A 19,579-nucleotide genomic window follows, 5' to 3' on the forward strand; every position below is an offset into this window, starting at 1 on the left:
CGTTCATCATTCCGTTGAACTGGCGGTTGCCCTCGCCATTCTCTCCCTCAATTCGGAATAGCGCCTGCGGCTGACCGGGACCGCGTCGCCGTTGCTCATGGTGCATTTGTAGGCGCTTCCGCTGCGTACCACATCCGTCACATGGGCAAGGCTGACCCAGTGCGACCTGTGACACTGGAGCCCGTCCAGCTGCCCGAGCTTATCCACGCAATCACCGAACTGCTCGGTGAGCAGCGCGCTGCCCTTCGCGGTCACGATCTCGACATAGTGGTCCTGTGCGTGCATGCGGACGATGTCGTTTCCGAGCGCTGCGGGAACGCTGGCGATCAGGCTCTTGAGCGAAGGGGCGGCCGCGACCGTTTCAGGCTCTCGATCCGGCGTTTCGCGATAGAAAATCAGCGCCGCGGCAACCGCCACGGCCAGCGCGACGGGCGCAACGGCGACCACCTCGCTCAGATAGACCGCGACGGGGTTCATTGCCGACTGAAGCTCTTCGTCGGGCTTTCCGAACCCGTAATCGAGAAGAAGGGAAAGCGGCGCGAACAGAAACGGCACAAGCAGGACCGACAGCACCGTTGCCACGGTGTTGCCGGCGCCGAAAAACCGCAGGGTCTCGAGGATCGCCAGAAACAGCGCCGCGGCAAACAGGATGTGCGTCGACCACAATGCGAAGGCCACGAGGACCGGGAGACCTGCGGTGTGATCCGGTTCGAGCGCCAGCGCGAAGCCGCTGCCCAAAAGGGTCGCGATCAGCACCTTCTTCCAAAGGACGCGCCGGTGAAGGCCGGTCGGTGACATCTCATTCATCGCCATGGCAAGAACCTAGCAATTCCGCCGCAGACGGTCGAGAAACGACCGGTCGCGAAATTCAGCGACCGCCGACGCAGGAAAGCCACCGTTCGCACACTTTCCGTAGATGACGCATCGCGCCCGTGCCAGTGGGAGCGCCAATCATTCAATCGGACAGGTCTTACCATGGAACGCTATGTCTTTTCGGCGCGGGTCTTGCACTGGCTCATGGCCGCCGGCTTCATCTTCATGTGGATTTGCGGCTACGCGATGACATCACTCGTTGCCGACGATTCACCCCTTGAGGAGTTCCTGTTCGGGCTTCACATATCCGTCGGTGTGACGCTGCTGATGCTGCTGGTCCTGCGGATCATCGTGCGCCTGCGCAACACGCCCCCGCCGCTGCCCGAGCATATGGCCGGGTGGGAAAAGACCGGCTCGCACCTCGGCCATTTCGGGCTCTACCTGCTGCCGGCGGCGGTCATCATGGTCGGCTGGGCGGAGACCGATTTCGGCGGTCACGGGGTCAGATGGTTCGGCCTTTCCATGCCGAAACTGTTTCCGACCATGGAAACGCTCTGGGGGCTGAACCTGGAAGAAATCACCGCCTTCCTGCACGAGTGGGGCGCCTACGCCATGCTTGTCCTGGCGCTTGTCCATGTCGCCGCCGTTATCAAGCACAAGTGGCTCGACGGCCACGATGTGCTTCAGCGGATGGACTTCGGCCGCCGCGACGATTGAGCCAACCTATGTCGCGGGCAGGCCCCGGCCGGCCCACTCGGCGGGCGGAATGGGCGCTCCGACCTCGAACTCGAAAGAGACGATCCGCGTTGCGTCCTCGTCGATCTCGCAGCGGAATCTCAGATTGTGCCAGCCTGTGATGGTGCGAAACGCCCCCCTTCGCACCTGCAAGACGGTTCCCTGGTTCAGCCGGTAGGCCGGAATGAGGTCCGGGCGGTGGGGTGGGACGGTGCCGTGGAGCCGGCGGCGCAGCTCCGTGGCGCAAAGCTCGCCGGCGCGGATCCCGCGCGGGCGGCCCGCGATCGCGGTTGTCGCAACCTCGCTCTCGCCGCCAGGCGACGAGACCGCCGTTTCGGCTGCCTCCTCCGGTTCCAGCGGTTCATCCTCCGTGTCCGGGGCCGCGGCCGGTTCGACGTCCGACGCCGCAAGCGCCTCGCCGGGCTGCTCCGGTTCAACCGGCTCCGGTAAAGGCAGATCGGACTGCAAAGCCTCTGCCGCCTGCCGGTCCTTAAGCGCATCGCCGTCTTCGGTTTCTTCTTCCGCGCGCGTATCTTCCTCGCCGAACTGGTAGACGGGGCGAAGGATCCGCAAGGGCTCCTCGATCGGCTCACCGGCCGCGGCCGTTTGCTGCTCCTCAGATTCCTCATCCGCCTCCGGCGCGGCGGTCTGCTGTTCCTCGTCTGGCGCGTCTTCGCCGGAAAGCACCAGCTGAACCTGGATCACGTCCGGCGGTTCGGCTTCCATGGTCAGGTCCGGCAGGCCGAAGACCAGCAGCGCCAGAAGGGCCGCGTGCAATGCAGCCGAGACGGCAGCACCGGGCGTGATCTTCTCCTTGAATCGCCTGAGGGTCTGAAGCATGGCCCACTCAATATAATGCGGCGTTCCGGAAAGGAAACGCGGCGGGACGGGACGGGTTTACGGCGCAATTGCGGACCCGGTGGGGCAGTCATCGAAGTTGTATTCTTGCCGGCCGCATTCTAGCGTCTGTCCATGAATTCATCGCTGGACGAATATCGCCGCAAGCGCGACTTCAAGCAGACGACGGAACCGAAGGGCGGCCAGTTTGCCGCCGAGGGCAACCGGTTCGTCATGCACAAGCACTCGGCGACGGCGGACCACTACGACCTGCGCCTTCAACTGGGCGATGTCCTCAAATGCTGGGCAGTGCCGAAGGGACCGTCGCTCAACCCGGACGACAAGCGTCTTGCGGTCGAGACCGAGGACCACCCGGTGGAATACGCCGATTTCGAGGGGGTGATCCCGCAAGGTCAGTACGGGGCCGGACCGATGATCATCTGGGACGAAGGCACCTGGGCGCCGATGGAGGATGCCGAGGCGAGCCTGAAGAAGGGCCAGTTCAAGTTCCGCCTGGTCGGCAGCAAGCTGCAGGGCGGCTGGATGCTGGCCCGCCTCAAGCCCCGCAAGGGCGAGCGGCAGCCCAACTGGCTGCTGTTCAAGGAGCGCGATACCGCCGCATCGGCGTCCGGAGACATCCTGAAGGACCGGCCCGAAAGCGCGCGCTCGGGCCGGGTCATCGAGGATCTGGTGTCCGCGCCGCCGCCGGTTTCGACGGGACCCATCCGGCCCGGCGCGCTCAAGGGTTCGGTCCGCTCGAAACTGCCGCGTATCATCGAACCGCAACTTGCAAGCAACGTCGACGAGCCGCCCCAGGGCGACAAATGGCTGCACGAGATCAAGTTCGACGGCTACCGGACCATCGCGGTCCTGGACAAGGGCGCGGCGAAGCTTCAGACCCGCGGCGGCCTCGATTGGACACACCGCTACGGCGATCTCGGCGAGGCGGTGGCAAAGATCCCTTGCAAGTCGGCCATCCTCGACGGTGAGATCGTGGTTCTCGACGGCAAGGGCGTCAGCCGCTTCGCACTCCTGCAGGACGCCATCCGCGACGGCGCAAAGGGCGCTTTCGTCTATTTCGTCTTCGACCTGCTTTACCTCAACGGATGGGACCTTTCCCGCGTTCCGCTCGTCAAGCGCAAGGACCTCCTGTGGCGCCTGATCGGCCCGCTCGTCGACGGCCAGTCCGCGATCCAGTATTCGGACGGCGTCCGCGGCAACGGCACCGCCTTTTTCGAACGGGCCTCCGAACTCGACGTCGAGGGCGTTGTCTCCAAACGCGCTGACAGCGTCTACCGTTCCGGCCGAAGCCATGACTGGACCAAGGCCAAGGCCCTGAAAATAGGCGCTTTTCCGATTGTCGGCTACACCACGTCCAAGGCCGCGGGGGGCCTTGCGGCGCTGGCGCTCGGCGAATGGGTCGAAGGCGAGCTCGTCTACCGCGGAAAGGTGGGGACCGGTTTCGACCGGGCGGTGGCGCAGCAACTGCTCGATCGCCTGGAAAGCCTCGATGCGGTCACCCCGCCGGACGGCGCGCCGAAGGCGGTGACCGGTGTCCAGCCGGTGCTCACCGCGCAGGTCCAATATGCCAATATGACCCCGGGCGGCGCGTTGCGGCACACCGTTTTCAAGGGCCTTCGCGAACTGCAGCTGCGTTCCGAATATTCCGGCGAGCGCAAGCGCATCATCACCGACGCGGACCTGGCGAACATCTGGGTCACCAACCCGACGCGGCGCCTGTTCAGCAAATCGGGTCCGACGAAACTGGAAATCGCGACCTATTACGCGGCGGTGGGCGATTTCATGCTTCCGCACCTTCTGGAGCGGCCGGTATCGCTCTTCCGCTGCCCGAGCGGCAAGGCGGGCGACTGCTTCTACCAGCGCCATCCCTTCACCGGCATGCCGGAGGGCATCACCAGGTTCACCACAAAGTCCGAGGACGGCTCGGCGCACTACATCTTCATCTCGAACGCCAAGGGATATCTTTCGCTGGCGCAGTTCGGCGTCGTCGAACTGCATATCTGGGGCTGCCACCGCAAGAAACTGGAAAAGCCGGACCTGGTGGTCTTCGACCTCGACCCGGACGAGGACCTGCCCTGGCGGGAAGTGGTCGACGCCGCGGTGCATGTCCGCGGCGAACTCGAAAAGCGCAAGCTCGCCGCCTTTGTGAAGACATCCGGCGGCAAGGGTATCCATGTTACCGTCCCGATCGATGCGTCCCTGAACTGGAAGGCGGTGCACGAACGCTGCGCCGCACTGGCGCAATCGATTGCCGACACGGCGCCAGACGTCTTCATCACCAGTATGGCGAAAAGCCAGCGCAAGGGCCGGATTTTCATCGATATTCACCGCAATGCGCGCAGCGCCACAGCGGTCGCGGCCTATTCATTGAGGGCCCGCCCGCATTTACCAGTTTCAACGCCTTTGACCTGGCAGGACCTCGAATCGGTCGACGGTCCGCACGATTTGAACTATTCTACGATCCCGGGATTGCTCGACAATTCGGGGGACCCATGGGCGGACATGCATGCATTTTCAAAGCCGTTGCCCGGCTGACGGCTTGCCGGTATCGCGTTTACAAGGAGACTGATCATGGCGCCGCGAGCATCCTGGAAGGGATATCTGAAACTGAGCCTGGTGAGTTGCCCGGTCAGGCTTTATCCCGCGACCAGCAGCAAGGATCGCATCACCTTCAACCAGCTGCACAAGGACACGCACAACCGGATCAACATGAAGCCGGTCGATCCGGAACTCGGGCTGGTCGAACGGTCGGACCTGGTGAAGGGCTACCAGTACGAGGACAAGAAATACGTGATCCTCGACAAGGAAGACATCGACAGCGTCAAGATCGAATCCAATCACACGATGAACATCGAGGCCTTCGTCGACGAGGGCTCGGTGGATTCGATCTACCTGGACGCCCCCTATTACCTCGCGCCGGACGGCGCCATGGCGGAAGAGACGTTCATCGTTTTGCGCGAGGCGATGCGCGAGGCCGGCAAGGTGGCAATCGCGCGCCTGGTGCTTTCGAGCCGCGAACGCGTGATCACCATCGGCGCCCATGAGGACGGCATGTTCGTGTGCACGCTGCGCAACCCGAACGAGGTGCGCGGGACGGGCGAATATTTCGGCGATATCCCGGATGAGAAACCCGACGCCGAGATGCTGAAGATGGCCGAAGCGCTGATCGCGCAGAAGACGACGGAATTCGATCCGGCCGACTACGAGGACCGGTACGAAAAAGCGCTCATGACGATGATCAAGGAAAAGCTGAAGGGGCACAAGCCGGTGATCGCCGCCGCGCCCGAACGCGGCAATGTCGTGAACCTGATGGATGCGCTGAAAGCCAGCCTTTCGGAAACCAAGCCGCCCGCGAAGAGCAAGAGCAAGCCGGCGGCCAAGACGCGGTCCGCCAAGAAGAAAACAGGATAGTTGACACAATTCACTGATCAGACAGTGGGAATGATTGGCGCGCTGGCCTCGCTGCCAAGGCGCCTTGCCGCCCGCCAGGTCGAAAGGATCGGCGGGCGCCTGCGCCGCGGCGTCGGCCGGGACACGAAACGCGCCGTCGTCGGCCGCCAGATGCTGGCGCGCTATGACCGCGCCGAGATCGAGCGCCGCATCACCGAGGCGCGGCGTCCCTCCTTGCACCTGATGAGCGAGAACGCCTTCCTGCGCATCCTGGTGGACGAGGTTAAGACTGTAGAACCCGGCACCATCGACCGGTCCACCCTGATCGAGCAGTCGAAGCTCGCCGGGTCCGATCTCGATCTGCTTCTGCTGTTCGACACGTTCGTCGCCGACAAGGCGCCGTTCGCGCTGCGCGACCTGATCCTTGCAAAAAAATACGCGGCGCTGATTGCCGACGGCGCCGACTGGTACGGCATTGCCCGCGCCGTGCATCGCGGCCGCAGCGCCGGGGACCTGACCGCGCTGCCGCTGGAGACCCGCGGGCGCGACCGGATCTATGCGCTGTTCGAGGACCGCCTTGGAGAGCTGGACGGCCAGTTCCTGCTGCCCGTCGGCGAAACCGCGAATGCCGAGGACGAAGCGCTCTTCGCGCTGGCCGAGGACGCCGAGGCGGAGGGGCGGTTCGAGGAGGCGGCGCGGGCCTATGCGCGCTGCCTGACGGTGGATCCCGGCGACGCGGTCGCCGCCTTCAACCGCGCCAATTGCCTGCGGGCGCTCGGCGAACTGAAAGAGGCGCAGAAGGACTACTGGCGCGCCATTCAAATCGACCCCCGCTTTGTCGATGCGTGGTTTAACCTGGCGTGCCTCTTCAAGGACCGCGAGAACTACGAGGCCGCGAAGCAGCATTTCGAAAAGGCCATCGCCCTCGACCGCGGCTACCGCGACGCCATCTACAACCTTGCCGCCCTCGCCTTCGACCAGGGCGATCTCGACACCGCCCAGGCGCAGTGGGAACGCTATCTCGTGCTCGACCGGGACAGCGAATGGGCGCGCAACGCCGAGCGCGGCCTGCAGTTCATCAAGCAACAGCGCCAGAAGGCCGGATGATGGACCTCCTCGTCGACGGGCCGGCCGATGCCGGGGTGACGATCCTCTTCGCGCACGGCGCCGGCGCGCCGATGGATTCGCCCGCCATGAACCAGATCACCGAGGCGCTGGTCGCGCATAGTCTGCGGATTGCCCGGTTCGAATTTGCCTACATGGCCGCGCGGCGCGCCGATGAAGGGCGCAAGCCGCCGCCGCGCGCCGAAAAGCTGGTCGGCGAGTATCACGCAGCGATCGCGGAACTCGCCGCAACCGGCCCGCTCGTCATCGGCGGCAAGTCAATGGGCGGACGCGTCGCCAGCATGATCGCGGACGATTGTTTCGCATCAGCCCAGATCGCCGGCCTGCTGTGTGTAGGATACCCGTTCCACCCGCCGAACAAGCCCGAGACCCTGCGCACCAAACACCTCAAGGACCTGCAGACGCCGACCCTGATCTGCCAGGGAACGCGCGATCCCTTCGGCACGAAGGAGGAAGTGCCGCACTACGACCTCTCCGAAAACATCCGCATCGAATGGTTCGAGGACGGCGACCACGACCTGCGGCCGCGGAAGAAGGTCACGGGAATGGCGATGGCGGAGCAGATGGCGCGGATGGGGTCGGTGATTGGGAGCTGGTTTGGGGATTTGGGTCACGGCTAGTTCCCTTTGCATCTGAACCTCCATAGATCTTTGCATTTCCCGGCACGGGACCTTTCAATGTCGGGGGTCGATGCCTGTTGTTTTTCGCACAATCGAATCTTGAGGAAAAAATGTTGAAATATCTTATGCGCTATCCCAGACAATTCGAGGCGGTCGGGATACTTATTGTGCTTCTCGCAGCGTATTTTCAGTTCGAAGCGGAGGGACTCAGACGAAGCTATGTTGAGTACCGTTTCGACTGGCTCGATGCGGAGATCGAGTTTGCCAGGCAAAAAACCTCAGAGCTATTCGCGTGTTCGTCGGATAGTTCGTGTGGAGGCTACGAGTATGATTTCGTGATGGCTGAGGCGCCCGTGTTTAGGCCAACGCTCTTCTTTGACCCAGAACCCCGGTGGCGCACGATTCGAAAAGTATTCTTTTTCTTTGGGACAGCCCTCATTGTGTTGTCCAAATTAATAGATCTGCCCAAACGCGCGCCTGCTCCACGCCATCCGTTTCCGTGGGAGTGATATGGTTGGACAGAACCATGTTCGCTTCAAAATCAGGCAATAGGAATTCTTCCAAACTGCATTCGGCAGCTTGAAGCTTCCGAGCACCGTAAGGCGACGAAAGAATGGTTCGAGGACGGCGACCACGACCTGCGGCCGCGCAAGAAGGTCACGGGAATGACGATGGCGGAGCAGATGGCGCGGATGGGGACGGTGATCGGGGCTTGGTGTGGGGGTTTGGGTTGATGGGTGGGTTGAAAGTGGTCATTTGGCGCGCTGCGTGATCTGCCTGAGAAATCTCACTCGCTTCCGATTCAAAGCGGACTTTGACTAGTCACAGTTGATTACCCTGCTTTACGCCCTCTTTTCAGACTTCAACGATCAGAAATTGTATTGCAAAGGCCGACATTCATTGTAGACACAGTGAATTTGCATATTGGCGGAGAGCAGGTAACTGCTGCAAGCGCAAACTTTTTTTGGGGGGAGAGGCGGAGCGGAATTTCACCCAGCGGCGTTCCTTAGTTTTCTTTCAGCCACGCCTCAAATTCTTCCATCAAAATATCAAGTCTACCAGTATGGCTTCCTTGATCGTTTGTACTGCGGTTCAGGGCGTCAAACCTGGAGAATATGGACTCAGAGAGCGCATTTGGATTGGTGCGCTGAAGATCTCGATTTGCCTTCCTTCGATCTTCAAAATCAACCAAAAACTCACGCAATCGGACCAGTTTCTTATCCGAGAGTTTACGAACCATCCAATAATATACCGGTACAAGACCCGAAGAAGACAATAGCGTATCGCGAGGCAGAAAAACCTCATTCATATCATCAAGGGAGTTTACTGCTCTGCGGCCAGATAACTCCAGTTTTTCACCGTCAATACTTTTGGATTGAGTGAATTTGTCCAAATCAACTTTCTTGGTGCTCGTCGGGGTCCCGCGATACTCAAACAAAAGCAGTTTTGCAGCGGCGTTCAGGTCGCCTGCTCTTTTTGTGCTGAACTTAATGGTTTCTTTGAAGAATGAATGATCTGCAATGGTCCTGGTGACGTCTGAAACCGGACCAACCATGGCATTCCGAATTTCTGACCCCGTTAGCGCTTTGCTTCTATTTAGTCTTACAAACAACTCGTTGATGTCTTCCTCATTGTCAGACACAACACTCATCACATCCCAGTTTTCGTTTTCGAAAATCTCCGCAATTTCGGGATATCCCCTTTCCAAATCTTTGAATGACAACCCGCCAAGCTTGAGCTTCGGGTTTTGTCGCCAAACAAAGTCTGAGTTGAGCACTACACGGCCTTCGAAAAAGTCTACAACAGCCTCAAACCGCTGTTTCCCATCAACAATTGCATATGGAAGCTTCTTTGAATTCAGCTTTGAGTCACGATGTTTGAAATCTGCAAGATACAATTTCGGAATATCAAAACCGTTGATTATCGAGTCTACCAAATACGCCTTGTCAGACACAGACCAAAGTTTTCCCTTTCTTTGATAAGGAGGGTCCATGTCAATCTCTGTCCGGTGTGAGTACCACCAACGAAGGGTTTTTGAAGGATGGTTCGTGATACTAAAATAACCCTTTGAGTTATTCATAACCGTTTTCCCTTCTAAGCTCCTTTGCAAGACCCTCAATTTCGGGAAACACCACGGATTCGGTAAAGCCCTTACGGAAAAGGGATTCTCTAACTAGGTCAACCTTCGCTGCTGGCACTATGATCTTTTCAAGGCAACCAGCTTCATAATCGCTGGCCTTGAAAAACTCGTCCATTGGGCTCATAGACTTTCCAAACAGAGCAAAGACACCCCTTTGCGCGACAATTCTGGGACTGTTGTATGAGCCGAACATCATAATTGGCGTATCCGGCATTTCTGCCAATGGAGTCCCTGGTTTGTGCTTTGCGATATTATCATCGTCTTCATCAAACACACCGCCCTTGTATGAGATGTGGCGGAAGGCGGACTGGTTCCATTTTTCAGGATCACACAGCCAAATAACAGCATCATCGTCTTTGTGCTTAACATCATTCTGCAGTGCGAAGTAGGCCGAGACCATTGGGTTCTCCGTCCAGTCCAACAATCGCGTAGGAACGCCGTAATGCTGCATGAGGAATAGCTTGTCCCAATCACCAACGAGCCGTCTTGAAAGGTATGGTAGGGACCTCTGGACAAACCTTGTCGTAATCTGCCGCTCCGTGCTGAGCAGATCTTCGATTTTTTTTAATTTTGGATGACGGTACAAACTTGGCTCGAGGTGGTACTTGGCCGCTCGCATCCCGCGTGACCAAGATACCTTGGTCTTTTTTTGAAATTTTTCTAGTTGACTAAGCAGTTCGGTAAAGTTCTTCGCCGAATGCTCGGGAATTTCGTTGGGCAAGAAAATTCTCCGAATCCGATAAATTCGGTCTCATGATAGACTTGGTACGCATGTTCGCAACCATCAATTGCATATGACTACCTAATTCGGTCGGCGAAACGGGGATCTGGTTGTCGCGGCACAGATCATTGACCTTCCAGCGGGTAACGTCGTTCATGCAGGCGTCGCCGGTCGAGGTCCGCACCTCGCCCTTTTTCACGATGAAGGAATTGCAGGCATGTTGCGGATGCTGTGCCGGTCGGGCGTCAGCGCCGTTCCGCGCGGCAACCAGGCCGGCGGGCCGGAAAGCGGTGGACCTGAAGCCGGGTTGGCATTTCGCGAAATACTTGCAAACATGATCCGATGCTGTCGATTCGCCATGGGGCGCACATTGATGGCCTTGTGCAAAACGGTTCGGGGGCGAAGAGGATGTTTGCACTGCGCGCTCACGCGACGGCAAGACCGCCTGGTAGCGGGGCGCACGGGCGGTGACTTTATCGTCCGGCGACGCGGAACGGGACGCCGTGCCCGTTCTGGTATGGAGCGCGGCGCTGCTGTGCGGTCTGGCGGTGGCCTATAACAGCGGTGCCGTCATGGCGGCATCGCCCTTCATGAAGGTCGATCTCGATCTTGACAGCAACACGCTGCAATGGGTGATGGTGTCCTACATGCTGGTCGCCACCGTCCTTGTCGGCGTCATGGGCGGGTTTGCCGATATTTTCGGACGGTTGCGCCTGCTCATGGCGGGTGCGGTCATGTTCATTGCCGGCTCTTTTGTCTGCATTCTGGCCGACAGCGGCGCGGTGCTGATCGCCGGTCGATCCGTGCAGGCGGTGGGCGGCGCCGGCATCTTCGGAACCGGCGTCGCGGTGCTGACCGTTGCAACACCGCAATCGCAGAGAGCGCTCGCCCTCGGATTGTGGTCGGCGGCGGTGGCGCTCGGCCTCGGGGTGGGCCCGCTGATCGGCGGAGCCCTGACGGATGCCATCGACTGGAGGGCGATCTTCGGCTTCGACATCCTGCTCCTGCTCGCCGGACTGGCCGCCTGCATTCGGGTTGCAAGGGCACGCCTCGTCCCGGAGGAAGATTCACGGCCGACCAATGTGGATTACACGGGCGCGGCGTTGATGATGATCTCGCTCGGCGCCCTGACATTTGCGCTCAGCCGAGGGCCGGAAAACGGCTGGGGATCGGCCGAAACAATCACGCTGCTGATCGCCAGTGTGGTCGCGGGCGCGGCTTTCCTGTGGCGCGAGCGACAGGCCAGGGAACCCATGTTCTCGCTGCGCTTCTTCGGCCGTCCGAGCTTTGTCGCGGCCGCGGCCGGCACCTTCATTTCCGGCTTCGGCATGATGGGCCTGATCTACTATTTCAATGTTTTCGTGCAGGCGCCGGGCGGCCTGGACTATTCCGCCCTGGCCACGGGTGCTGCGCTGCTGCCGTGCACAATGCTCTTTTTTGCCGGTTCGATCGGACTGCCGCGCCTGCTTTCGCAAGCGGACCTGCGCTGGCCGACAACCCTCGGCCTGGTGCTGATGACTGCCGGCTTCTGGCTGCTGCGCGACCTTTCCCCGGGTGTTTCCTACAACGATATCTGGTGGAAACTCATTCTGATCGGGGCGGGATTGGGCCTTACCTTCGGTCTTCTGCCCCGCGTCGGGATGCGCGATCTTCCCGACAGCGAGGCCGGGCAGGGTTCAGGCGTGATCAATGTCTGTCTTTATGTCGGGTTCACGTTCGGCATCGCCATGTGCGGCGTTGCGGTCACCGCCATTCGGCACAGCGCCATCAAGGCCACGGTTGCCGGGCTGTCATCCGGGCCGGCCGAGCGGACATCGCTCATCCATGATCTCGTTCACGGGTCGAATTCGGCGGTCGCGAAGGCGCTCATGGCCTTCAGTGACGATGACTCCGCCAAGATCAAGAGAGCATTCAACGATGCACTGGAGAACGGTTTCGAAGGCGCGATGATCATGCTGGCGCTGATTTCGGCGGCCGGTGCCGTGCTGTGCGGATGGCTTCTGCGCAAGCCGTCGAAGGTCTGACACCGTCGGCGCCGCAGGCAGGGTCGATCAGTTCAACGGAACGGTCACCGTCAAGGCACCGCCGTAAGCATCGAAACTGCTGCCGATGCCGTCATAGTTTACCTGCAGGGAAACGGATGCGCCCGCCTTGTGGCGCAAGTCAAACCCGGCCTTGACCTGCCCGCGCAAGCCCTCTGCGCTCGCGGCCAGCGAACCGGTCGAAAATGCACCGCCCTCCCCGAACGCATAAATTCCGTCGAACGAAACGAAAGGGGTGACGATACCGCTCTCGTACTGATGCTGGTAGGAAACCCTCGGCCCGAGGCGGACATCGCCCTGGCTCATCGTGCGGCCGGGGATGGATACGCCCAGGCTGTCCGTGTACGCCTTTTGCTGTTCCTCGATGAACTGGAATGCCAGGGTCGGCGAGATGATCCAGCGATTGAAGTTCAGGTCGCCGGTCAGCGACCCCGCCGCAAGCCAACGATCGGTATCAAACCGGTCGGTATAGGTTCCGAACGGACTGATCTTGTTGCGTGATTGTCCCCACATCACACGACCGTCAAAATAGACGTCGTCGATCACCCTGGCGGTGAGATAGGGACCGGCCATCCAGCCGACCCCGCGTGTCTTCCCCGGCGTCTCGGTGGCGTTGGCCTCCAACCAGTCAATCTCCGCAACGACGCCGATCAGAATGCCCGGCGCTGCCAGATAATCGACGCCGACATAGACGATGCCAAAGTCACCATCGCCGCCGGCGCTGTCGGAAAAGCCCGATATGTGGCCCTCGGCCCAGATGTCCCAGGCCGCGCCGTCGATCGCAAGGGCGGGATCAATGAAGCGACCCAAGCCGGTCGAGAAATAAGCCGTGTTCTGATTGATCGTCGCGTCGACCGGCAGCGGATTGGTCACCGGGACGCCAAAGGCGGAAACCGATCCGCTGGAAGACCCGCCGGAGCCGCCTCTTACCCGGTTCAAACGCCGCTCGCGCTCCGGCTGATGCGAATTGAGCATCGTCAGGCGCGTTCCGATAAAGTCCTCGATGATCCGTTCTGTCGTTTCGCTGCTCGCCAAGGCGGAATATGTGCAGGTGACCGTCTCGCCCGCGTCAAGATCGACAGTCGCAATGCTGGCCGCGGTTGCTGTCCCGCCATCGGGGTCGACACAGGCGAGCGAGATCGCGTAGCCCGGCGTTGCCGCATGCGAGATCGTGTAGGAACCAGCGATGACATTGCTGAAGGTCCGCGTGTTGGACAGCGTGCCGTCAGCATCGTCGTCGAGATCGAATGCCGCCGGCGTCAGCCCGCCAGTCGTCGTGAATGAAAAATCCTGCGGGCCGTCGGGCACCGCGTCCATGATCACGACGATCGTTCCGGTCACCGGAACTTCGACCGTCGTCTCTTCGGTGGTGCTGTTATTGGCGAAAGCACTGTCGGGAACGCCCGAACCCACCTGTACCGCGTTGGTGATCGTGCCGCTGGCGCCAGCATCGACACTGACGGTGACCGTATATTGCGCCGAGGCACCCGAGGCGATGTCGCCGAGGCTGCAGATCGTCACGCCCAAGGGGTCTTCGTTGCATCCTGCCGTCGACACGAAGGTGACTTCCGACGGCAGGGTCATTGCTGAAAAGACGCCGGTTGCCGTCTGGGGCCCGGCGTTTGATACGGTCGCCGTGTAGGTCAGCGTGTTGCCGGCGACGATCGGATCGACATCGTCGACTAGCGTGACCGACAGGTCAGCCATTGGCCGGTTGACCAGAGTGTCCTCGGTCGTGGTGTTGTTTGCGAAGTTGGAGTCCGGGACACCCGAACCCACCTGTACCGAGTTGGTGATGGTTCCGCTCATGCCCGTGTCGGTGGTCGATACCGTGACCGTGTACTGCGCCGAGGCACCCGGCGCGATGTCGCCGAGGCTGCAGATCGTCACGCCCAAGGGGTCCTCGGCGCATCCTGCCGTCGACACGAAGGTGACTTCCGACGGCAGGGTCATTGCTGAAAAGACGCCGGTTGCCGTCTGGGGCCCGGCGTTTGATACGGTCGCCGTGTAGGTCAGCGTGTTGCCGGCGACGATCGGATCGACATCGTCGACTAGCGTGACCGACAGGTCAGCCATTGGCCGGTTGACCAGAGTGTCCTCGGTCGTGGTGTTGTTTGCGAAGTTGGAGTCCGGGACACCCGAACCCACCTGTACCGCGTTGGTGATGGTTCCGCTCATGCCCGTGTCGGTGGTCGATACCGTGACCGTGTACTGCGCCGAGGCACCCGGCGCGATGTCGCCGAGGCTGCAGATCGTCACGCCCAAGGGGTCCTCGGCGCATCCTGCCGTCGAGACGAAGGTGACTTCCGACGGCAGGGTCATTGCTGAAAAGACGCCGGTTGCCGTCTGGGGCCCGGCGTTTGATACGGTCGCCGTGTAGGTCAGCGTGTTGCCTGCGACGATCGGATCGACGTCGTCGACAAGCGTGACCGACAGGTCGGCATTCGGCCGGTTGACAAATGTGTCCTCGGTCGCGGTGTTGTTTGCGAAGTTGGAATCCGGGACGCCCGAACCCACCTGCACCGCGTTAGTGATCGTGCCGCTCATGCCCGTGTCGGTGGTTAAAACCGTGACTGTGTATTGCGCCGAGGCACCCGACGCGATATCGCCGAGGCTGCAGATCGTCACGCCCAAGGGGTCCTCGGCGCATCCTGCCGTCGACACGAAGGTGACTTCCGACGGCAGGGTCATCGCTGAAAAGACGCCGGTTGCCGTTTGGGGCCCGGCATTGGAAACGGTCGCCGTGTAGGTCAGCGTGTTGCCGGCGACGATCGGATCGACATCGTCGACAAGCGTGACCGACAGATCGGCATTCGTGGTCTGCGCCACAGAAGGCACCGGCAAGACTGCCCACGCCATTGCGACGGCGATCGCCAACCGTTCAGCAATTGTTCCAGCAATAAATCTCGGCCGCGCCATTGAAATGCAATTTCCTGACGTCAACCGGATTTCAGCAATCGATTGGCTGTTCCTGACATCAGACTCCCCCGTCCCCGACGGCCGAATTCGCAAGGTGGTTGGCCAGTCGATTTTCCTCCCGCAATGAACATCACGCGAATGTGGAGAACAATCCGTCAAATTATGTATGCGAACGGCCGCCGATAACTTTAAGTTGTCAAGTAGAGGCTAAGTCGCGCCGAGATAAATTCCGGTGCTGTTGGCGAGGGACGGCGCCGCAGAACCGATCAGCGGCCGCAAATATTTGCGTGGAGGGCGCATGTACCACACGGTGTTCAATAAACTCGTCGGGAAAATCTACGATTGCGCCGTCGACCCGGATCAATGGGTGGACACCCTGACCGCGATCCGCGACGAGATGGACCTCGCATTTGTATCGATGAACTACATGGCATTCCCGACCGCCTCGACGGACGCGGTTCCAGATATGGAAATATTCAATACCGAGTGGGATCAAGATTGGCTCGACTCTCTGCCCTCCCTTGTTCCGCAGATACCCAAATGGGAGGAAATGCGGAACGCAGAGATGGATGAACCGGTTTCGCAACTGTCGCTGATGGACGAGGCCACGTTCAGGCAAAGCGAGTTCTGCAAAACGTGGGTCGAACCACAAGGGTTGCGCGACACCTTCAATCTCAAGGTCATCGACCGGAAACTGCAGATAGGCATGGTGTCGGCGACCACCTACGCCGAGCGTGATCTATTCAGCAAACGGGACTACGAACTGCTCAAGCATCTGAGTCCGCACCTCAGGCGATCAATGCTGATTTCAGACGTCGTCGAGGAGCAGCGTTCCTGGATCAAGCTGTTCAGCGATGTGCTCGACAATCTTGACGCGGCGGTGTTCCTCGTCGGAAACAATTCAAGGATTTTCTACCACAATGAACTGGCCGAGGAACTCTTGTCCGCGGCATCGTGCATCACTTCCCGGTCGGGACAGCTCAGACCGGTATCCGAGAACCTGGCGGAAGAGTTCGCGGCGACGATCAGGCGGGCTTGTTCGCCGCAGGACGAAGAAATCGGATATCGCGGAAACGGCATGACCTTGCCGGGCAAAGAAGGTGATTTTGCTAATATTTATGTGCTGCCTCTGGGTCGATCGGAAAGACGCCGGGCTCTTGGACCGGGTAATGCTGCGGTGTTTGCCACCACCGATCGTTCAGACAATCCCCTGGAAATCGAAATCCTTTCTGCATTCAGCGGTCTCACGACCAGCGAAGCCCGGATTGCACTGCTGATTGCGAACGGAAGGAGCACCAGAGAAGCGGCGCAATCGAGGAACATCACCATCAGCACGCTGAGGACACACCTCGCCAACATCTATGCCAAGACAGGCGTTAGCAATCAGGCCGGCCTCGCGGCCTACGTCCACCGCTTCAAATTACCGATCAGGTAGCGTCATGCCCTGCGTTTTGTGAACGCAAACAACGGGCTAATTCACCTTCTGGAAGTCCGGCTCCAGGCGCGGGTGTGCCGCAGCAGGACCGATCACTCCTATTCCGTCACCCGCTTGATCAACTCCCGATACAACCCCCTCATCCGCCCCATCACGGGCCTCTCCCCCGTCCCGATGACCCTGCCGTCGATCTCCGCCACCGGGTCTGGGCGCCGAAGGTGCCGGTCAGAAACGCCTCGTCGGCGCCGTAGGCCTCGTAGAGGGTGAAGTTTTTTTCAAAGTCGGGGATCTGTGGCGCTGGCCTGCGGCGAGGATCTGGGTGCCGCGCTGAACCATCTCGACGACCACAGGCGCCAGGGGCTCGAAAAGACCAAGAGCTTCATCACCGCTTCGTAATTCGGCCAAAAACCGGCCCGAATCCTTTCCGACAATTGGGTAAAACCAACGCGGAAAGGAACTTGCCCCGATGAACATCCGTCTTTGCGCCTGCGTGATCGCCGGCCTTACCCTCGCAGCGGCGCCGGCCCTGGCCGAGGAAATCACCAACAAGGAACAGTTCCTGGAAATGATCGCCGGCAAGAAGCTGGTCGAAAAGAACGCCTGGGTGGTCATTGCACGCAACGGCACAGTGCACGGGCGCGGCCCGAAGAACGGCGACATCGTCGGCGAATGGAAATGGAAGGGCCGCTACTACTGCCGAGACATCATCATCGACAACGAGACGCTGCCGCATGACTGCCAGGTGGTGACCGTCAACGGCAACAGCGTCGCCTTCACCCACAACGAAGGCAAGGGCATCTCCGTCGTCTGGACGGTCGAATAATCAAAGGCCGGGCGAACTACCGCGCGCCCTCCTCGATCGCCTCCAGGAACATGTCCCCGTACTCGGCGAGCTTCTTCGGCCCGACGCCGTTGATTTCGGCGAGCGCGCCGAGGTCGGTCGGGCGCTCCGACGCCATCTCGATCAGCGTCGCATCGGGAAAGACCACATAGGCCGGAACGTTCTTCTCGCGGGCAAGTTCCAAGCGCAGGGCCTTGAGCTTTGCCAGCAGTTCGTCGTCGGCGGTCGAGAGCGACGCGGCAGCCGCCGACTTCTTTCTCTTCCGTTCGCGCTTCGAAACGACCGGCGCGTCGTGGAATTCGAATGTCCGCTCGCCGCGCAGGATGCCCCTGCCCTCGTCGGTGATCTCCAGGCAGCCGTATTTCTGGATATTGATGCGCAGCGCGCCGCCGGCGACGAGCTGGCGCACGAAGGCCTGCCAGTAGGGTTTCGACTGCTCGATTCCGACCCCGAACGTGGGCAGCCTGTCATGGCCGCGCTCCATGATCTTCGCCGTCTCGGCGCCGCGCACCACGTCGATGACATGGGCGGCGCCGAAGACCTGGCCGGTGCGGTAGACGGCCGACAGCAGCATCTGCGCGTGGCGGGTACCGTCGACGCGCTTCGGCGGGTCGAGACAGGTGTCGCAATTGCCGCAAGGGGCGATCTCCTCGTCGAAATAGGCAAGCAAAACCTTGCGCCGGCAGGTTGCCGCCTCGCAGTAGGCGAGCAGTGAATCCAGCCGCTTGTGCTCGCGCAGCCTGTGGGCGTCGTCCTCGCCGTCCTGGTCGATGAACATGCGGCGCATGCGGATGTCGTCGAGGCCGTAGAGCAGCAGGGTCTCGGCCGGCGCGCCGTCGCGCCCGGCACGGCCGATCTCCTGGTAATAGGCCTCGACGCTGCCCGGCAGGTTGAGGTGGCACACGAAACGGATGTCCGGCTTGTCGATGCCCATGCCGAAAGCAATGGTGGCGACCATGACCACCGCGTCCTCACTCATGAAGCGGTCCTGGCCGGTCTTGCGCGTTTGTGCATCCTGGCCGGCGTGATAAGCAATGGCGTTCCAGCCTTCCTGCGACAGGAAACCCGCCACTTCTTCCGTGTATTTGCGCGACAGGCAGTAGACGATGCCGCTCTGGCCCTTCTTGTCCTCCAGGAAGGCGAGGAGCTGGCGGCGCCAGTTGTCCTTGGGTGTCACCGCAAGGCGCAGGTTGGGCCGGTCGAAGCCCTGGACGATGGTCGTCCCCTCTCCCGGAAACAGCTTTTCGGCGATGTCGCGGCGCGTCGCCGCGTCCGCCGTCGCCGTGAAAGCCCCGAAGGCGGCGCCCGGAAAACGGTCTTTCAAACCGGAGAGCATCTCGTATTCGGGCCGGAAGCTGACGCCCCACTTGGAGATGCAATGGGCCTCGTCAATGACGAACATGGAAAGGTCCAGCCCGGAAAGCGCGGCAAGCATGCGCTCGCCCATCAGCCGCTCGGGAGACAGGTAAAGCAGCCTGGCCCTTTTCGCCTGCACCTCATCCCAGGCGGCGCGCTGCGCCTCGCGGTCCATCCCCGAATGGATCGACACGGCCTCGACGCCGTTGGCATTGAGCGCCGCCACCTGGTCGTCCATCAGCGCCACCAGCGGCGAGACGACGACGGTCAGTCCGCCGGCAAGGATCGCCGGGATCTGGTAGCACAGCGATTTGCCGCCGCCGGTCGGCATGACGGCGAGCACGTGTTCGCCGGCTATCAGGTGCCCGATGATGCGTTCCTGTCCCGGCCGGAATTCATGGTAGCCGAAGACGTGGCGCAGCACGGAATGCGGATCGGCGCCGGTTTCCACCGGCGGGATTTCGGCAGGCATTTCCCGGGCCGTCGTCACGCGCATCTCCATTAGGGAATCGCCGGGAAGTATGGACCATCCGTTCCAGAAATAAAGCCATTGGAACGGTATTTTCAGACTAATCGGCTGACGA

At 60.7% G+C, this 19,579-nt stretch carries 16 protein-coding genes; 10 read left to right on the top strand and 6 right to left on the bottom strand.

The genetic code is table 11. From position 1 onward, the window contains the following. Positions 1 to 6: 6 nt before the first annotated feature. Positions 7 to 813 carry a LytTR family DNA-binding domain-containing protein gene (locus E4M07_RS16385; protein WP_136659454.1) on the bottom strand — a complete coding sequence of 269 codons (807 nt, stop codon included), beginning with the start codon at positions 811 to 813 and terminating at the stop codon, positions 7 to 9. Between the two features lie 162 nt (positions 814 to 975). On the opposite strand from E4M07_RS16385, the gene E4M07_RS16390 reads away from it, so the two are divergent. Then, positions 976 to 1,530, top strand: coding sequence for a cytochrome b (locus tag E4M07_RS16390; RefSeq protein WP_136659455.1), 555 nt, complete (start codon positions 976 to 978; stop codon positions 1,528 to 1,530). 6 nt (positions 1,531 to 1,536) lie between these two features. On the opposite strand, the gene E4M07_RS16395 is transcribed toward E4M07_RS16390, so the two are convergent. Then, a complete protein-coding gene (locus tag E4M07_RS16395) occupies positions 1,537 to 2,388 on the bottom strand; it encodes a DUF930 domain-containing protein (RefSeq protein WP_136659456.1) in 852 nt (283 codons plus the stop codon). Between the two features lie 132 nt (positions 2,389 to 2,520). Between E4M07_RS16395 and ligD the strand changes: the two genes are divergently transcribed. The 5 genes from ligD to E4M07_RS16420 all read left to right on the top strand — a co-directional run bounded on the left by ligD (position 2,521) and on the right by E4M07_RS16420 (position 8,050). After that, positions 2,521 to 4,941 carry a DNA ligase D gene (gene ligD, locus E4M07_RS16400; RefSeq protein ID WP_136659457.1) on the top strand — a complete coding sequence of 807 codons (2,421 nt, stop codon included), beginning with the start codon at positions 2,521 to 2,523 and terminating at the stop codon, positions 4,939 to 4,941. A 36-nt stretch (positions 4,942 to 4,977) separates the two neighbouring features. Further along, entirely contained in the window at positions 4,978 to 5,817 is an 840-nt protein-coding gene (locus tag E4M07_RS16405; protein ID WP_136659458.1) for a Ku protein, read from the top strand. A 30-nt stretch (positions 5,818 to 5,847) separates the two neighbouring features. Further along, a complete protein-coding gene (locus E4M07_RS16410; RefSeq protein WP_136659459.1) occupies positions 5,848 to 6,903 on the top strand; it encodes a tetratricopeptide repeat protein in 1,056 nt (351 codons plus the stop codon). Then, complete coding sequence (locus tag E4M07_RS16415) at positions 6,900 to 7,541, top strand: alpha/beta family hydrolase (RefSeq protein WP_136659460.1); 642 nt, start codon at positions 6,900 to 6,902, stop codon at positions 7,539 to 7,541. The genes E4M07_RS16410 and E4M07_RS16415 overlap by 4 nt, the downstream gene beginning before the upstream one ends. Before the next feature lie 110 nt (positions 7,542 to 7,651). Next, a complete protein-coding gene (locus E4M07_RS16420) occupies positions 7,652 to 8,050 on the top strand; it encodes a hypothetical protein (RefSeq protein WP_136659461.1) in 399 nt (132 codons plus the stop codon). 497 nt (positions 8,051 to 8,547) lie between these two features. Here E4M07_RS16420 and E4M07_RS16425 read toward each other — a convergent pair whose 3' ends face one another. After that, a complete protein-coding gene (locus tag E4M07_RS16425; RefSeq protein WP_136659462.1) occupies positions 8,548 to 9,621 on the bottom strand; it encodes a DUF262 domain-containing protein in 1,074 nt (357 codons plus the stop codon). Next, complete coding sequence (locus E4M07_RS16430) at positions 9,614 to 10,402, bottom strand: FRG domain-containing protein (protein ID WP_136659463.1); 789 nt, start codon at positions 10,400 to 10,402, stop codon at positions 9,614 to 9,616. The genes E4M07_RS16425 and E4M07_RS16430 overlap by 8 nt, the downstream gene beginning before the upstream one ends. A gap of 503 nt (positions 10,403 to 10,905) precedes the next feature. Between E4M07_RS16430 and E4M07_RS16440 the strand changes: the two genes are divergently transcribed. Further along, on the top strand, positions 10,906 to 12,426 hold the full coding sequence (locus E4M07_RS16440; RefSeq protein ID WP_136659464.1) for an MFS transporter: 1,521 nt from the start codon (positions 10,906 to 10,908) through the stop codon (positions 12,424 to 12,426). A gap of 27 nt (positions 12,427 to 12,453) precedes the next feature. On the opposite strand, the gene E4M07_RS16445 is transcribed toward E4M07_RS16440, so the two are convergent. Then, positions 12,454 to 15,273 (bottom strand): autotransporter domain-containing protein, encoded by a 2,820-nt coding sequence (locus E4M07_RS16445; protein ID WP_169054251.1) that lies wholly within the window; start codon positions 15,271 to 15,273, stop codon positions 12,454 to 12,456. Here E4M07_RS16445 and E4M07_RS29125 point away from each other — a divergent pair. The 3 genes from E4M07_RS29125 (at position 15,260) to E4M07_RS16460 (ending at position 17,621) form a co-directional block, all read left to right on the top strand. Beyond that, positions 15,260 to 15,490, top strand: a complete 231-nt coding sequence (locus E4M07_RS29125; protein WP_169054252.1) for a hypothetical protein — start codon at positions 15,260 to 15,262, stop codon at positions 15,488 to 15,490. The genes E4M07_RS16445 and E4M07_RS29125 overlap by 14 nt on opposite strands. A 171-nt stretch (positions 15,491 to 15,661) precedes the next feature. After that, entirely contained in the window at positions 15,662 to 16,798 is a 1,137-nt protein-coding gene (locus E4M07_RS16450; RefSeq protein ID WP_136659466.1) for a helix-turn-helix transcriptional regulator, read from the top strand. A gap of 466 nt (positions 16,799 to 17,264) precedes the next feature. Further along, the gene (locus E4M07_RS16460; RefSeq protein WP_136659467.1) at positions 17,265 to 17,621 is read left to right on the top strand and encodes a hypothetical protein; all 357 of its coding nucleotides are present in this window, start codon (positions 17,265 to 17,267) and stop codon (positions 17,619 to 17,621) included. Positions 17,622 to 17,637: 16 nt separating this feature from the next. On the opposite strand, the gene recQ is transcribed toward E4M07_RS16460, so the two are convergent. Next, positions 17,638 to 19,491, bottom strand: a complete 1,854-nt coding sequence (gene recQ / locus E4M07_RS16465) for a DNA helicase RecQ (RefSeq protein ID WP_136659628.1) — start codon at positions 19,489 to 19,491, stop codon at positions 17,638 to 17,640. Positions 19,492 to 19,579: the final 88 nt, after the last annotated feature.

Source organism: Nitratireductor sp. XY-223, assembly GCF_004959855.1.
GTDB lineage: Bacteria > Pseudomonadota > Alphaproteobacteria > Rhizobiales > Rhizobiaceae > Hoeflea_A.

Bases quoted from the DNA above. Each gene is read 5' to 3' on its own strand.
- recQ (WP_136659628.1), bottom strand. From the start codon at position 19,491: ATGCGCGTGACGACGGCCCGGGAAATGCCTGCCGAAATCCCGCCGGTG.
- E4M07_RS16450 (WP_136659466.1), top strand. From the start codon at position 15,662: ATGTACCACACGGTGTTCAATAAACTCGTCGGGAAAATCTACGATTGC.
- E4M07_RS16415 (WP_136659460.1), top strand. From the start codon at position 6,900: ATGATGGACCTCCTCGTCGACGGGCCGGCCGATGCCGGGGTGACGATC.
- E4M07_RS16425 (WP_136659462.1), bottom strand. From the start codon at position 9,621: ATGAATAACTCAAAGGGTTATTTTAGTATCACGAACCATCCTTCAAAA.
- E4M07_RS16385 (WP_136659454.1), bottom strand. From the start codon at position 813: ATGGCGATGAATGAGATGTCACCGACCGGCCTTCACCGGCGCGTCCTT.
- E4M07_RS16395 (WP_136659456.1), bottom strand. From the start codon at position 2,388: ATGCTTCAGACCCTCAGGCGATTCAAGGAGAAGATCACGCCCGGTGCT.
- E4M07_RS16405 (WP_136659458.1), top strand. From the start codon at position 4,978: ATGGCGCCGCGAGCATCCTGGAAGGGATATCTGAAACTGAGCCTGGTG.
- E4M07_RS16420 (WP_136659461.1), top strand. From the start codon at position 7,652: ATGTTGAAATATCTTATGCGCTATCCCAGACAATTCGAGGCGGTCGGG.
- E4M07_RS16410 (WP_136659459.1), top strand. From the start codon at position 5,848: ATGATTGGCGCGCTGGCCTCGCTGCCAAGGCGCCTTGCCGCCCGCCAG.
- E4M07_RS16390 (WP_136659455.1), top strand. From the start codon at position 976: ATGGAACGCTATGTCTTTTCGGCGCGGGTCTTGCACTGGCTCATGGCC.
- ligD (WP_136659457.1), top strand. From the start codon at position 2,521: ATGAATTCATCGCTGGACGAATATCGCCGCAAGCGCGACTTCAAGCAG.
- E4M07_RS16460 (WP_136659467.1), top strand. From the start codon at position 17,265: ATGAACATCCGTCTTTGCGCCTGCGTGATCGCCGGCCTTACCCTCGCA.